Here is a 14,371-nt window from a genome sequence, read left to right on the forward strand (position 1 = left end):
CGGGGACGCCCTCATCCACTTCACGGGCTCGAACGTCCTCCACATGGGAGACGACTACTTCTCCGGCCTCTTCCCCTTCGTCGACATCGACAGCGGCGGGAGTGTGGAAGGACTCCTGAAGGCGGTCTCGCAGGTGCTGGACAACGTACCGGCCGACATCCACATCATTCCCGGACACGGTCCGCTCTCCACCGTGGACGACCTGCGGACGTACCACCGCATGATCACCGAGACGATCGCGATGGTCCGCGGCAAGATCGACGCGGGGATGAGCAGCGAAGAGATCCAGAGCGAGGGCGTCGCCGAGGAGTGGGCGGACTGGAGTTGGCAGTTCATCTCGACGGAACGCTGGCTCGACACCGTGTACCGGAGCCTCTCCGGCGCGGCGGGCGCCGAGAATGTCGAGCACGGTCACGCCCACGGCCACCACTAGGCGAGCGACCCTCAGGTGAGCCAGATGAGCGACGACGGAAACCGCCCCGCCGCCGACCGCGGCTGGATCGCGGACGGCTACAACGCGGGATACGCAGAGGGGCTGGTCGAACGGACGCTGCGCGACCAGGGCGTGATTCCACCGCCGCTTGCGGGTTGGGATCCATCGGCCGGAGTGGTCGTCGAAGCGCCTCGCCCACCCGCACCCACGCCCGCCGAGGCGGTCGTCAAAGCGCTTCCCACGCTCGCACCCACGCCTGCCGAGGCGGAGGTCGTGGCCACGGAGGACCTTCGGCTCGCCGCTATCGCCGGCGCGCTCGTCGAGGACTACCGCGCCTACGGCCACCTGGGGGCGCGCATCGATCCGCTCGGCTCCGAGCCTCCCAGGCACCCGGTGCTTGAACCGGAGTATCACGGCATCCGCCGCGAAGAACTCGCGCGCGTGCCCGCTTCCGCCGTCTGGCTCAAGCACCTCGGCGACAACGCGGCCGAAGTCGTGGACCGCCTCGAGGAAATCTACTGCGGCCCGATCGGCTACGAACTCGACCAGATGGAGAACCCGGCCCAGCGAGACTGGCTCGTGGACTACATCGAATCGCACCGCCACCGGCTCCTCATGAGCCGGGTGCGGGCGAAGGCGTGCCTCGAGTGGCTGACCCGCGTGGAGGGGCTCGAGACCTTCCTGCACCGCACCTACCTCGGGAAGAAGCGGTTCTCCGTCGAGGGACTCGACATGCTCGTGCCCATGATGCGGGGGATCATCGGAAGCGCGGGGCGGCGCGGGGCGCGGCAGGTGTTCGTGGGAATGGCGCACCGCGGGCGGCTGAACGTGCTGGCCCACGTCATGGGGCTGTCCTACGAGTCGATCGTGGCCGAATTCGAGGAACAGGCCGCGCGCGGCATCATGACCGCGCTCCCGGAGCACGGATCCGGCGACGTCAAGTACCACGTCGGAGGCCGGTCGCAGGTCGCGGAGGACGACGTCCAACTGGACGTGCGGCTCGCCCCCAACCCGAGCCACCTCGAGCACGTGAACCCCGTCGTCCTCGGCATGGCCCGGGCCGCGCGCTTCAGCGGCGAAGCCTTCGACTCATCCGCCATCCTCCCCATCCTCATCCACGGCGACGCCTCCTTCGCAGGGCAGGGCGTCGTGGCGGAGACGCTGAACCTGTGCCGGCTGCACGCTTACGAGACAGGCGGCACGATTCACATCATCACGAACAACCAGTTGGGCTTCACCACCCTGCCCGGCGACAGCCGCTCGACCCGGTACGCGAGCGACCTCGCGCTGGGCTTCCGGCTCCCCGTCGTGCACGTGAACGCGGACGACCCCGAGGCGTGCATGGCCGCGGTGCGCCTCGCCGTCGACTACCGGTTCGAGTTCGGGGAGGACCTGGTCATCGACCTCGTGGGCTACCGGCGCTACGGGCACAACGAAGGGGACGAACCCTCGTACACGCAGCCCATGATGTACGAGCGGATCGACTCGCACCCGCGGGTCCGCGCACAGTTCGCGGAAGTCGTTATCGAGCGGGGGCTTCTCTCCCGTGAAGAGACCGACGCCATGGTCGCGGACGTGGATGCGGAACTCGAGGCGGCCAGGGGAGCGATCGCCGCGCACAAGGAAGCGGACGCGCAGACGGGAGCGGCCCCGGACCCGAAGCGTCTGCTGGACCCGGCGGAGCCGGCGCGGCCGACCGGCATTCCGGAGGCGCGGCTGCGGGACCTCAACGAGGCGATTCACCGCTGGCCGGACGACTTCAAGCCCTTCCACAAGCTCGGGCGACAGCTCGAACGGCGTCGCGCCGCGCTGGACGAGGGGATCGACTGGGGGCACGCCGAGTCGCTCGCGCTGGCGGGCCTGCTCACGGAGGGCGTCCCGGTGCGCCTCACCGGCGAGGACACCGAGCGCGGCACGTTCAGCCACCGCCACCTCGTGCTGCACGACGCGGAGGACGGACGTCCCCACACACCCATGGCCCACCTGGAGGACGGACAGGCGGCGTTCCGCATCGCGAACAGCCCCCTGTCCGAGATCGCCACCCTCGGCTTCGAGTACGGCTTCTCGACGATCGCCGCCAACGCCCTCGTCATGTGGGAGGCCCAGTTCGGCGATTTCGCCAACGTGGGACAGGCGATCCTCGACCAGTTCATCGTCTCGGGCCGCACGAAGTGGGGCCTGGAGTCGCGGCTCGTCCTGCTCCTTCCGCATGGCTACGAGGGCCAGGGCCCGGAGCACTCGAGCGCCCGGCTGGAGCGTTTTCTGCAACTCGCCGCCGAAGGCAACATCCGCGTCGTGAACTGCACGACGCCCGCGCAGTACTTCCACGCGCTACGCTGGCAGGCGCTGCGCGCGACGTGCCGCCCCCTGATCGTGATGACGCCGAAGAGCCTGCTACGCCACCCGCGTGCCCGCTCCTCGATCGGCGACCTCACCGGAAGCGCCTTCCGCCCCGTGCTCCCGGACCCCGACTTCCGCGCCGACCCGTCCCGCGTGAGCCGGGTCATCGTGTGCAGCGGAAAGGTCTACTTCGACCTGCTGGCGAAAGCTCCCCCCGCGCACGACATCCCGATCCTGCGCGTCGAACAGCCCTACCCGTTCCCGGCGGAGGAACTGGCTGCGGCCCTGGCCCCCTATCCCCGCGAGGCGGAGATCTGCTGGGTACAGGAAGAACCGGAAAACATGGGCGGCTGGACGTTCATGCGGCCGCACCTGCGAGAACTCATCGGCCGCGAGCCCGTCTACATCGGTCGCCCCGAGCGCGCGAGTCCCGCGGAGGGCTACTTCGGCAAACACGTTCGCCGCCAGCGCCGCCTGCTCCGCGCCGCCCTGAGCCTGGACTGACAGCGACTCCGTTTCCGGTCGTTCGGCTTGAGGCCCTCGACGTTTGATCGCACCTTGATCGACAGACGGAGGTTCGTGTGGATCGCGGCTTCGGCCAGTGGGTCGCTTGCCGCACGGAACCTTCAACGGGAGCCGTCGGACGATGGGGCTGGACGTGATGATCGGACTCGTCACCATAATGGTGGCAATCATCGGTGTGGGCGTGACGCTGGGCCGCCTTGCGCGCAAGCACGGCGAGAAACTCGAGGGGCTGCGCGGGGAGCTCAAGGGCGACATCAAAGATCTGCGCGGGGAACTTCAGAGCAGCATCAAGGGCCTGCGCGAGGAGGTTCGGGGTGACATCGGCGGTGTACGCGACGAGCTTCGGGGCGAGATCAAGGGCGTGCGAACCGAACTTGGCGGCCGAATCGATGCGGTCGCCGCGGAACTGACCAGGACGCGCATGGCGGTTGCCAGGATCGAAGGCAGCGTGTTGGGCGTCCCGCTGCCGGACACCGGCACGGATCCGGGCTAGTCGTCCTCCGCCTGCTCGTTTCCGGAGGCCGATGCACTCAGGACGTTGGGGTCAGCGGATGCGGGTCTGGATCGTCCGCTTCATGTCCGAGAGTTCGGAGACCACCTTCTGGTGGAGGACGCCGAGGGCTTGGCTGTTGCCGTCTTCCTCGGAATCCGAAAGCTCCTCGAGGCGCGTCTTCGCGCCGTCGTACTTGCGCTCCAGCCGGTCGATCATGGCCATGATCTGGACCTTCCGGCCGGCGCGGGCCTCGCGGAGCTTCACCCTCAGCTCCTCGGCCCCCTCGCGGTACTTCTCGACCGTCGCGGTCGTTCGCTGCAGCAACTGCTCGTAGTTGTCGGAAAGCTCCATCCAAACCGCCTCGGTCAAGAACTTCGCGGCACGAGGCCGCGCCACATCGGCAGGGTCCGCACCGTCACGTCATACAGCCAGCGTTTGAAAATAGAGGCCGGAGGCCGCCCGGGGCACCCCTTCGTCCGTCGGCACCAAACCGGCGGCCGCCTACGGGCCGCGGCCCGGACTCCCCAGCGCGATCGTCTCGCGCATCGGGACCTTCGGGAAGGTCGTCGAATAGGCGCCGTACGCGAGGGCGAACAGGCCGATGAAACCGATCGAAATCATCGCCTCCGGCACGCCGAGCGGCAGTCCCTCCCCGTGCCAGATCGACGGCGCCACCATGTTCCAGCGCTCGACCCAGAACCCGATCAGGATCAGCAACCCCACGAACGCCAGCCAGCGCGAACTCATCTTCGGGCTCCGCCCCAGGAGGAAGGGGAAGGGGAGGGCGAAGATGAGCACCATCTGGAGCCAGAACATGCGCCCGAAGCCGCCCGTCGAGCGCGGCATGAAGAAGTTCGTCTCGCGCGGGATGTTGCCGTACCAGATCACGAGGTACTGGGCGAACCAGAGGTAGGTCCAGAACGCCACGAAGGCGAACGTCAGCTTCCCGAGATCGTGGAAGTCGTACTTGCCCCACAGCCGGATCCCGTCGGAGCGCCCGTTGTAGCGGTGGGCCATGACCGCGACGAGCGCGAGCATGCCGAGCCAGCCGCCGATGAAGTAATACGGCCCCCACACCATGCTCATGAAGCCCGGCGTGAGCGACATCCCGAAATCGAACGACAGGAGCGAGAAGATGACGGCCCAGCTCAGGATCAGCACGGCGGATAGCCGCCCGATGCGGCTCCGGCAGCGCTCGACCTCCACGTCGTCCCCGCGCCAGCCCCGGGCGAAGAGGGAAACGACGGCCTTGCGCCACCCCCGGCTCTCCGCGGCGACCAGCGGCGCGTCGGCCCGGATCGAGTAGAAGAGCCACACGAAGCCGAGCAGGTAGAGCACCGCGAGCAGGACCCCGTTCCGCATGAAGACGCCCTCGAGCGTCAGCCAGTCGCGATTCAGGTGCGAGGTCTCCACCGGCCCGATCCACGGGAAGACGTGTTCGGCGCCCAGCCGGAGTACGAAGAAGAGGGCGAAGGAGATGGGGAGGAAGGCGCCCGCGGCCTCGGCCAGCCGGCGGAAACTCTTGCCCCAGTGCCCCTTCGCGACCTGGAGGACGGCCCCGAACACGATGCCCGCCATCGAGATCGCCGTCCAGAAGAGGAAGTTCGACCACACGCTCATCCAGGCGCGCTGCGCGTCACCGCCGACCGTGGTCGCAAAGCCCACGGCCCCGACCGCGACCGCGGCCAGCCATACCGCCAGCCACACCGTCGGGATGCGGCCGCTGATCGTCTGCAGCGCCTCTCCCGTGGTGAGCGCCGGACGGTCGCCGCCGCCGCTCACGGGCCTCCTCCCGTCCCGGGGACCTCGCCCGCTTCGGACTCCGCCGCCGCTTCGGCCGCTGCCTCAGCCGCCGCGGCCTCTGCCGCCGCCGCTTCCTCGGCCATCGCCTCGGCCTGCAGTTGCCGCACGTACGCGACCAGGTACCAGCGGTCCATGGCCGGGATGCGCCGGTAGGGCGGCATCAACCCGCGTCCGTTCCCGATCATGCCCCAGATGTAGCCATCCGTGTATCCGCGCGTGAGTTCGCCCCGGATGTTGAGGAGCGGGATGTCCGGAATCCGGTTCTGCCCCACCACGGAGCCGTCGCCCGCCCCTGTCACGCCGTGACAGACGGTGCAGAACTGGCGGTACAGTTCCGCCCCGCGGGCGAGGTCGGCCTCGGTGCCGGAGATCGGGCTGACCAGCATGGTGTCGGCCGCCAGCAGGTCGTACGTGCGCTCGCCGTCGATCGGCATCGTGCCGGGCACCGGCAGCCGCGCCCGCTCCTCGTAGGCCTCCAGCGAGGGCTGCCAGGACATCGTGTTGAAGAACGGGGTCCGCTGATCCAGGTGCTTGATCTGGTCGTCGCAACCGCCCAGAGCGAGGGCGGCGAGGACCACGGTCGCGGCGGCGCGGGCGGTCATCCCTGCACCTCCACGTCCACCGCGGCGGTCTCCCGCACCAGCGCCTCGGCGGCGGCGTGCCCCTCGCCGTTGACCGGGACGAAGATGCCCCAGCGGTCGACCGAGAAGGAGGTTCGATACGCCGGGTCGAGGTTGATCACCGGCCGCTTCGTGTGCACGAGCAGGGCGACCAGCCCGAAGATCCCCGTGAGCAGCACCGTGAGTTCGAACATGAACACGACGAACGGAGGCAGCGACACGAGCGGCTTGCCCTGCGTGACGAGCGGGTAGGCCAGCGACGTGCCCGCCGTGAGCAGCACCCCGAGCGTACACCCGGTGATCGCGCCCGTCAGCGCCCACACGCGCACCGGCGAGGAGTGGATGTCCATCGCCTCCTCGATCTCCGGCGACGGAATCGGCGAGAAGACCTCGATGTCCCGGTGTCCCGCCTCCCGCAGCCGCGCGATGGCGTCGAGCGTGCCGTGCAGCGTGTCGTACTGCCCGAGGACGCCGCTACTCATGGCCATCCCCGCCGCCTCCATCGTCTGCGTGTGCGTGCTCGTGCGCGAGATGTTCCTTCACCTCGGCGATCGAGATCACCGGCAGGCTGCGCGAGAAGAGCAGGAACCAGAAGAAGAACCAGCAGAAGCTGCCGACGAGAATCGACATCTCCACCCAACTCGGCGTGTACAGACCCCATCCGCCCGGCTCGTACTCGTGGGCGAGCGACGTCACGATGATCACGAACCGCTCGTACCACATCCCGATGTTGACGAAGATCGTGAGCGCGAACAGCGCCGGCAGGCTGGTGCGGACCTTCTTGAACCACAGCGCCTGCGGCACCACCACGTTGCAGAACACCATGACCCAGAACGGGAGCGCGTAGGCCCCCATCGCCCGCCAGCGGAAGCTCTCGATCTCGATCGGATCCGCCGAGTAGTAGGCGAGGAAGAACTCCGTCCCGTACGAGAAGCCGACGATGAGCGACGTGAGGAGCACCAGCTTCGCCATGTTCTCGAAGTGGTTTTCCGTGATGTATGCTTCGAGCCCGAACGCCCACCGCAGCGGGATCATGATCGTGATCACGAGGGCGACCCCGCTGAAGATCGCCCCGGCCACGAAGTACGGGGCGAAGATCGTCGAGTGCCACCCCGGCACGATCGAGAGGGCGAAGTCCCACGAAACCACGGAGTGCACCGACAGCACCAGCGGCGTCGCGATTCCCGCCATGTAGAGGTAGATGCGGCGGTAGTGCCGCCACTCGCTCACCGTCCCCTGCCACCCGAGCGAGAACGCGCCGTAGATCTTGTACATCCAGCCCTTGGCCCGGTCGCGCAGGATCGCGAAGTCGGGGATGAGGCCGGTGTACCAGAACAGCGCCGAGATGATGAGGTACGTCGAGACCGCGAACACGTCCATCACGAGCGGCGACCGGAAGTCCGGCCAGATCTGCCGCTGCGACGGATACGGCATCAGGTAGTAGAAGTACCAGACGCGACCCAGGTGGATGAGGGGGAAGAGCCCCGCCGTCATCACCGCGAAGATCGTCATCGCCTCCGCGGTCCGGTTGATCGTCGTGCGCCAGCCGGAGCGGAAGAGGTAGAGGATGGCCGAGATCAGCGTCCCGGAGTGGGCGATCCCGACCCAGAAGACGAAGGTCGTGATGTACACGCCCCAGAACACCGGGTGCGTGATGCCCGCGACGCCGATGCCGGCCCCGATCTGGTAGAACCAGGCCCCGAACATGAGGGCGAGACCCGCCGCCGCGACCCCGAGCACGAGATAGAAGCGCTTCTCGGGCATCGCGATGGGCCGCGTGATGTCGCGGTTCGCGTCGGCCAGCGTCGGGGTGGCGGGCACCTTCGCCTCGGCGGTCGCCATCAGTGCGCCTCTTCGCCTTCCCCGGCCGCGGCCGGTTCACCGTGCCCGCCGGCCGCCATGTGCCGGTGCGTGACGTCCTCGAGGTAGGTGATGGCGGGGCGCACGCCGAGTTCACCGAGCGCGTGGTAGCCGCGGGCGCTCTTCGCCTTGCGGGAGACCTCGCTCTCCGGATCCTTGAGGTTGCCGAAGGTGATCGCGTTCGACGGGCAGCTGGCCTGGCAGGCCGTCATCACCTCGCCGTCCCGCACCGTCCGCCCCTCCTCCTTCGCGTCGATCTTGGCCTTGTTGATCCGGTGCACGCACATCGTGCACTTCTCCATCACCCCCACCTCCCGGACCGTGATGTCCGGGTTGAGCTGGAGGTTCAGCGGCCAGGCGAAGGCCCCCCCGTCGCCGCGGCCGCGCGCGTCGTGGTTGAACCAGTTGAAGCGCCGGACCTTGTAGGGGCAGTTGTTCGCGCAGTACCGCGTGCCGACGCAGCGGTTGTAGACCTGAACGTTGAGCCCCTCCGGGCTGTGGTACGTCGCGTAGACCGGGCACACGGGCTCGCACGGCGCGTCGCCGCAGTGCTGGCACAGCATCGGCTGTTGCACCGTCTGGAACCCGCCGTCCTCCGTCTCCTCCTCGAAGCGGTGGATCCGCATCCACGACATCTCCCGCCGCAACGCCGCCTGCTCCTCTCCCACGGTGGGGATGTTGTTCTCGGAGTAGCAGGAGGTGACGCAGGCGCCGCAGCCGGTGCAGGCGTTGAGGTCGATGGTCATGCCCCAGCGGTACGGGCTGTTCGGATCGGAGTCCCACGCGGCCTCGACCATCTCGACGAGGTCGATCTCGTGCGCCTCGATCTCGTGCAGCGCGTCCTCCACGTTCATGGCGTGGACGATTTCCCGGTCGTGGTCGTCGGTGGAGCCCTGCGTGACGACGAGCCGGGCGGTCTCCCCGGTGGCAGCGACGGTGACCGCCGTCCCGGCGTACGCCAGCGCTCCGGAGCCGGGGTCCGCGTTCGCCGGGAGGAGGTCCAGCGGGTTCACGCCGCGGTCGCGCGCGTAGCGGCCGTATGCCGTGTGTCCCTGTCCGAGCGGGATCGCCACCGTATCCGGGCGGATGCCGCGGTAGACGTAGACCGGCGCCTCGATGGCGCCCTGGGCGGATTCGACGCGGACGATGTCGCCGCGCTCGACGCCGAGGGACTCGGCCATGTCGGGGTGCATCTCCACCCACGAGTTCCACACGACCTTGGTGATCGCGTCGGGTTGTTCCTGCATCCACGACCGGTTCGCGCCCCGGCCATCGTAGAACTGGGCCGTCGGGTAGACGACGAGCTGCGTGCCGGAGGGCGGCTGCGGCGGAGCGAAGCCGTCACCGCCGCCCGCGGGCGCCGCCTCCGCACCGGAGTCCGCGCCGGATTCTTCGCCTGCGTCGCCCGCCCATGCCGCCGCCGAGGCGCCACCGCGCCGGAGCGCGTCGAGCCACGCCGCGTCGCCGCCGAGCCGCTCGGTCCAGGTGCTCCGCAGCACGGTCGCGTAGTCCGTCCCGCCGAACGCGGCGCCCTGTCCCGCCGCGTTTGCGACGTCCAGCAGCAGGTCCTCGCGCTGGCGTGTATCGAACACCGGGTGCATGAGGGGCTGTCCGAGCGCCATCGCGCCGTCCGCCAGGTCCGCGTCGCACCACGACTCGAGCGCGTGGTGGCAGGGGAGCACCCAGCCGCACGCCGACGCCGTCTCGTCGAGGTGCGGCGTGATCGCGACGGTGTTCGCCACGTTGGCCAGCGCCTCGCCGAACCCCGAGGCGGCGGGGAGCGCGTAGACGGGATTGCACCCGGATACGATGAGCGTCCGCACCTGCCCGGCCCGCATGCGCCCCATCAACGCCTGCATGTCCGCGAAGCTCGCCGTCGTACCCTCGGGCGTGCCGCCCCCCGGGAAGACCCGGGTACCCACGGCCCCCAGCACTTCGTTGAGCGCCGCGACCGCCTGGTGTGCCTGCCGCGCGGCGGCTCCCTGCGACTCGAGCCCGGGCGGGACCGCGACCGCGTTCTCCGCGGCGGCCAATTCCTCTCCGAGCGCGCGGATCGCGTCGGCGGAAACCCCCGCGGCGTCCGCGACGGACTCCGGCGACACGGCGGACATTCCGGCCGGAAGCGTGACGCCCCGCGCCGCCGCAACGACGCCCGCCACGGCGAGCGCCACGGCGCCCTCGGTCCCGGCTCGCGCTTCGATCCATTCGTCCGCGTTGGCGCCCGTCAGGGAAAGGCGCGGGCCGACGAACGTGAACTTCGCGTGGTGGTGGGCCTCGATGTCCCGCGCCGCCGCGAAACCCGCCGACATCTGCGTCGGGGCGAGCCAGGTGCCCAGGAAATCCGCGCCGAAACAGGCGATCCGGTCGGCCGAGGAGAGGTCGAAGCGCGGCATGCCCGCGCCGCCGCTCACGTCCGCGGTCCCGCCCGCCAGCGCCTGGTTCGAGAACGGCTCCCAGGCGATGTGTTCGACCCCCATCACACGGGCCCACTCCGCGATGAAGCGGCCCGTCGTGCCCGTCACCCGCCCGGTTAGGAGCACCGCGCCGCCGACGCGCACCGCGTTCGTGAGCGCGGCGGTCGCATCCTCCCAGTTCGCGTACTGGAAGGGAGGCGCCCCTTCCTCCGTGGACGGATTGCGCTGGATCGGCTGGCTCAGGCGATCCGGATCGTAGAGGTCCTGCAGCGTCGAGTGCGTGAGCGAGGAAAGGCCGTTCGTGCCTCCGCCGAACCGATCGTTGGGGCTCAGGCCGAGGACCCGGCCGTCGCGCACCTGCGCATGGACGGCCACCGGTTCCGGTCCCGCGTCCGCCAGCACCGTTGCGTAGGTCTCGGAAACACCCGGCGTGATTCCTTCTTCCTCGACGAGGCTGGGGATGAGCTTGTCCCCGAAGTTCGGCGGGCCGCACGCCGCCAGCGTCGCCGCCCCGGCCCCGGAAGTCCCGAGCACCTTGAGGAAGCGGCGCCGGGAGGTCCCCGTCCCGTTTGCCGCGGCGCCGTTGAGGGCGTCGGCTTCAGGCGCGGCGCCACCCGAGCAGCTCCCCGCGCAGCCGCAACCGCCGTTGCCCCCGTTCAGTAGTGACATGCCGCGCAATCCGTGGGAGCCCGGGTCCGGCCGTAGTCCGTGTCGATGTCCCTCGGGTAGAACCCTTCCGGCTGACGGGGCGCCGGCGCCCGTGGCGGCGGGTTATCGCGCGCCAGCGTATGGTCGGTCGAGACATCGCCGTCGAACGGTGGCCGCCGGTGGCACTCGAGGCACCAGCCCATCGTGAGCGGCGCCCACTGGTAGACCCGGTCCATCTCCTCGACCGGCCCATGGCAGTCCTGGCACTCCAGGTTCCGCACGTGGGCCTTGTGACTGAACTGCACGAACTCCGGCAGCTTGTACACCCACTCCCACTCGATCGGCTCGCCGCGCGCTTCGTACTGACGCAACTCCTCGACCGGCGGCAGCCCCGTGCCCGCGATGCGGTGGCACCCCATGCACACCTCGAGCGACGGCACGACCCCCGACACCGACCGCTCCGTCCCCACATGGCAGTACATGCAGTCGATCTGGAGGTCCGTGACGTGGAAGCGGTGGTTGAACGGGATGGGCTGCTCGGGCCCGCGGCTGGCGTTCTCGTGATCGTAGATCGCGCGCCACTGGGCGGGCATCGTCGCGAGATCCTGCTCATCCGCGTACTGGAGCGCCGCGTCGGCCGTCTCGCCCTCGCCCGCGGCCTGCGGATCCGAGCTCTCCTGGACGTGAAGGAAGGCGGACGGATCGAGGCTCGCGACCGCGAGCTCGAGTTCGCCGGTTGAAGGCCGGTACAGCGCCAGGGCGGTGGCGCCGAGGGCCGCGGCAAGGACGCCCGCGACCGCGCGAGAGCTTATCTTCATCCGCCTCTCTGAGCGGGAATCGACGATGTGAGTCGCCCGTCAGCCTCCGCCGGCGGAAGCCCGGGTCGCGAACAAGGTAAACCCCGCTCCGGTGGATGCAACCGTCGCCGGGAACCGCCCATCCGGCGCCCGCCGAGGTTGACCGATTCGGGCCGTTCCTTTAGCATATGTCCGTCCGAGCGGGCTCCCACCCGGGGCCCGCTCGTCGTGTCTTTCGGAGGGGCCTTAGCTCAGATGGCTAGAGCGCTACGTTGACATCGTAGAGGTCACTGGTTCGAGTCCAGTAGGCCCCATCGAAACGCCGCTGCAGGGGGCTGTAGCTCAGTCTGGTTAGAGTGCCGGTCTGTCACACCGGAGGTCGCGGGTTCAAATCCCGTCAGCCCCGTTCCGAAAAGAGTGTCGAGCGAGGGGCCGTAGCTCAGTTTGGGAGAGCGCTTGAATCGCACTCAAGAGGTCGCGGGTTCAAATCCCGCCGGCTCCACTCCCCGTCGCCGTCCACCCCCGCAGCCCCGGCAAGCCTTCTCGCCAGGGCCGCCCCGGGTAGCGGCCGACGGCTCGCCACCGTAGCTCAGGGGTAGAGCACCGCATTCGTAATGCGGCGGTCGTCGGTTCAAATCCGACCGGTGGCTCTGAAGGACCCCTCCACCGACAGCCGGCAGGCTGGAGGCTCTGGAGGGAGAGGAAGCAGGGACACGCGGGTGTAGCTCAGTTGGTAGAGCGCAACCTTGCCAAGGTTGAGGTCGCCGGTTCGAATCCGGTCACCCGCTTCTTCGCAGCCGGCTCGCGCGCGAGCCCGGCCCCCGCGCCCAACGCGCGGTCCGCAGTACCCCTCGGGGCGTGGCTCAGTCCGGTAGAGCGCTGCGTTCGGGACGCAGAGGTCCCCGGTTCAAATCCGGGCGCCCCGACTCCCGCCCGCCTTGTCGTCTTGGCTGGGCGGACTGTTAAGATTGCCTGGTCAGCCAAGCCGCCCCCCGAGATTAGGCGGGCCGCCGAAGGCGGTCGTAGCCAAATCCGGGCGCCTCGGCCCGGTCAACCAGCTGCTTTTGGGAGGGTGTGTTGTGTCGATCAGACGCCGGGGGCGGATCTCCGTTCACCTCACCCCGACGACTAGGTTCCGGCGGCGGCCCGTCGAGCGCTCCTGCTTTGCCCCGCCTAAAGGTGCAGCCGGCACGATGTGGCCATATCCGTTGCCAATCTAGGCGAGCGCCCGACGGCGTATGAAGATGCCCAAGCTGATCAGCCGCCTCCTTTGGCTCACGCTCGCCCCGTTTCTTTTTTCGGGCAACAGGTGGACCCGCAAGGCAGTACGACGGCAGGAGCCCATGTTCTGGGTCACTCGCGACCGAGTTGCGCGCGTCCGGTTCAAGGTTCTAAGGGCCATTTTTCGGCGCAGGCGCTCCTTCAGGGAGAGACTTACGGCGACCGCAGTGTTTCGCCAACTCCTCAGGGTCATTTTCTTCCCGGTGCTCCTCTCGGGCGGCTTCGTTGTGTCCTTGGTCTGGTTCGATCAGTCCCTCTTGCCTGCCCTCCTCGACTCCTTGGGGGACACCGGACGTGGGATCCTTCCCGAGTCGATTGAGCAACGAACCCTGAGTTGGGTGCAGGCCGTCGCACCAAACCAGCCATCTGGAGGAGCGCATTTGGCGCTTCTCGCGACGGGCGCGCAGGTCATGGGTGCCTTCCTCGGGCTCTATTTTGCGGCGATCAGCGTAGTTGCCGGTACGGCATACGGAGATGTGCCCCCGGACCTACGATCTGTATTGATCGCGGATCGGGTTGGCGGACTTTATCTGAGTGTTGTGGGCTTTACGGGAGGCGCATGTCTGTTCGCTCTCGGAGCCGAGGCGCTCGGGTACTCCCTTGGAGCCGGTTCGGCCGTGGCGTTTTCTTTTTTCGGAGCTGCCTCGGTACTGACCTTCATCCCGCTCGGGAAGAGAGTTTTCGGTTTTCTCGATCCGGAGGAGGTAACGAGGTCGCTGACGGAAGACGTTGTCAAGGCGGTCAAGTCCGTTGCCGCCCCAGGCGTTCTGGCTCGGAATCGATCGATTCAAGCACACCATCGGCGAGTTGCAGCCCGGAAGCTGAATGCGTGGGAAGAGATGGTGTTTGTGTCGATCGATCGCACGCAGAGCCCATCAGCGCTGAGAGTAATCGGCCAGAATGCCGTGTCGCTCCTACGATGGTACTCGGAGGCCAAACTCCCGATTGTAAAGACGAGCCACTGGTTCGAGAGGGTTCCTGAACATCCTTCGTATCTCGTGTCCGGGGGCAGTCAGCTATCAGCGACGCTAAGCGCCGGGATGTGGATGATTCCGAAGATCCAGCCAGACCAACTGTGGCTGGAGAAGCGGGCCAGCGAGATCATCCAACGGATCGTAGTTGCTCTTTTTGAGAAGGGAAACAACAGACCATGCGCA

Annotated in this window: 11 protein-coding genes and 6 tRNA genes; 10 read left to right on the top strand and 7 right to left on the bottom strand. The window is 68.3% G+C overall.

Annotated elements, in window-relative coordinates:
• The 3 genes from OXN85_09465 to OXN85_09475 form a co-directional block, all read left to right on the top strand.
• Nucleotides 1–433 (top strand): MBL fold metallo-hydrolase (locus tag OXN85_09465; protein ID MCY3600188.1); only part of this gene is annotated, 433 nt, incomplete at its 5' end.
• A 24-nt stretch (nt 434–457) separates the two neighbouring features.
• Nucleotides 458–3,277 (top strand): 2-oxoglutarate dehydrogenase E1 component, encoded by a 2,820-nt coding sequence (locus OXN85_09470; protein ID MCY3600189.1) that lies wholly within the window; start codon nt 458–460, stop codon nt 3,275–3,277.
• A gap of 142 nt (nt 3,278–3,419) precedes the next feature.
• Entirely contained in the window at nt 3,420–3,791 is a 372-nt protein-coding gene (locus OXN85_09475; protein MCY3600190.1) for a hypothetical protein, read from the top strand.
• A gap of 51 nt (nt 3,792–3,842) precedes the next feature.
• Here the strand turns inward: OXN85_09475 and OXN85_09480 are convergent, their stop codons facing one another.
• The 7 genes from OXN85_09480 to OXN85_09510 all read right to left on the bottom strand — a co-directional run bounded on the left by OXN85_09480 (nt 3,843) and on the right by OXN85_09510 (nt 11,954).
• Nucleotides 3,843–4,160, bottom strand: a complete 318-nt coding sequence (locus OXN85_09480) for a hypothetical protein (GenBank protein MCY3600191.1) — start codon at nt 4,158–4,160, stop codon at nt 3,843–3,845.
• A 132-nt stretch (nt 4,161–4,292) separates the two neighbouring features.
• Nucleotides 4,293–5,573 (bottom strand): hypothetical protein, encoded by a 1,281-nt coding sequence (locus OXN85_09485; GenBank protein MCY3600192.1) that lies wholly within the window; start codon nt 5,571–5,573, stop codon nt 4,293–4,295.
• On the bottom strand, nt 5,570–6,196 hold the full coding sequence (locus OXN85_09490) for a cytochrome c (GenBank protein ID MCY3600193.1): 627 nt from the start codon (nt 6,194–6,196) through the stop codon (nt 5,570–5,572). Before OXN85_09490 ends, OXN85_09485 begins: the two co-directional genes overlap by 4 nt.
• A complete protein-coding gene (locus tag OXN85_09495; protein ID MCY3600194.1) occupies nt 6,193–6,696 on the bottom strand; it encodes a DUF3341 domain-containing protein in 504 nt (167 codons plus the stop codon). Before OXN85_09495 ends, OXN85_09490 begins: the two co-directional genes overlap by 4 nt.
• A complete protein-coding gene (nrfD, locus tag OXN85_09500) occupies nt 6,689–8,056 on the bottom strand; it encodes a polysulfide reductase NrfD (GenBank protein MCY3600195.1) in 1,368 nt (455 codons plus the stop codon). Before nrfD ends, OXN85_09495 begins: the two co-directional genes overlap by 8 nt.
• Nucleotides 8,056–11,157, bottom strand: a complete 3,102-nt coding sequence (locus OXN85_09505; GenBank protein ID MCY3600196.1) for a 4Fe-4S dicluster domain-containing protein — start codon at nt 11,155–11,157, stop codon at nt 8,056–8,058. Before OXN85_09505 ends, nrfD begins: the two co-directional genes overlap by 1 nt.
• Nucleotides 11,145–11,954 carry a cytochrome c3 family protein gene (locus OXN85_09510; GenBank protein ID MCY3600197.1) on the bottom strand — a complete coding sequence of 270 codons (810 nt, stop codon included), beginning with the start codon at nt 11,952–11,954 and terminating at the stop codon, nt 11,145–11,147. Before OXN85_09510 ends, OXN85_09505 begins: the two co-directional genes overlap by 13 nt.
• A 219-nt stretch (nt 11,955–12,173) precedes the next feature.
• On the opposite strand from OXN85_09510, the gene OXN85_09515 reads away from it, so the two are divergent.
• The 7 genes from OXN85_09515 to OXN85_09545 form a co-directional block, all read left to right on the top strand.
• Nucleotides 12,174–12,247, top strand: a tRNA-Val gene (locus tag OXN85_09515).
• A gap of 17 nt (nt 12,248–12,264) precedes the next feature.
• Nucleotides 12,265–12,339 (top strand) — tRNA-Asp (locus OXN85_09520).
• 22 nt (nt 12,340–12,361) lie between these two features.
• Nucleotides 12,362–12,435, top strand: a tRNA-Ala gene (locus tag OXN85_09525).
• A gap of 76 nt (nt 12,436–12,511) precedes the next feature.
• Nucleotides 12,512–12,583 (top strand) — tRNA-Thr (locus tag OXN85_09530).
• Between the two features lie 65 nt (nt 12,584–12,648).
• Nucleotides 12,649–12,721, top strand: a tRNA-Gly gene (locus OXN85_09535).
• Between the two features lie 64 nt (nt 12,722–12,785).
• Nucleotides 12,786–12,859, top strand: a tRNA-Pro gene (locus OXN85_09540).
• A gap of 318 nt (nt 12,860–13,177) precedes the next feature.
• Nucleotides 13,178–14,371 (top strand): hypothetical protein (locus OXN85_09545; GenBank protein ID MCY3600198.1); only part of this gene is annotated, 1,194 nt, incomplete at its 3' end.

Source organism: Candidatus Palauibacter australiensis, assembly GCA_026705295.1.
Classification (GTDB): domain Bacteria; phylum Gemmatimonadota; class Gemmatimonadetes; order Palauibacterales; family Palauibacteraceae; genus Palauibacter; species Palauibacter australiensis.

Excerpts from the sequence above, each read along its gene's own strand:
- OXN85_09470 (MCY3600189.1), top strand. The coding sequence starts at position 458 with ATGAGCGACGACGGAAACCGCCCCGCCGCCGACCGCGGCTGGATCGCG.
- OXN85_09475 (MCY3600190.1), top strand. The coding sequence starts at position 3,420 with ATGGGGCTGGACGTGATGATCGGACTCGTCACCATAATGGTGGCAATC.
- OXN85_09490 (MCY3600193.1), bottom strand. The coding sequence starts at position 6,196 with ATGACCGCCCGCGCCGCCGCGACCGTGGTCCTCGCCGCCCTCGCTCTG.
- OXN85_09495 (MCY3600194.1), bottom strand. The coding sequence starts at position 6,696 with ATGAGTAGCGGCGTCCTCGGGCAGTACGACACGCTGCACGGCACGCTC.
- nrfD (MCY3600195.1), bottom strand. The coding sequence starts at position 8,056 with ATGGCGACCGCCGAGGCGAAGGTGCCCGCCACCCCGACGCTGGCCGAC.
- OXN85_09505 (MCY3600196.1), bottom strand. The coding sequence starts at position 11,157 with ATGTCACTACTGAACGGGGGCAACGGCGGTTGCGGCTGCGCGGGGAGC.
- OXN85_09510 (MCY3600197.1), bottom strand. The coding sequence starts at position 11,954 with ATGAAGATAAGCTCTCGCGCGGTCGCGGGCGTCCTTGCCGCGGCCCTC.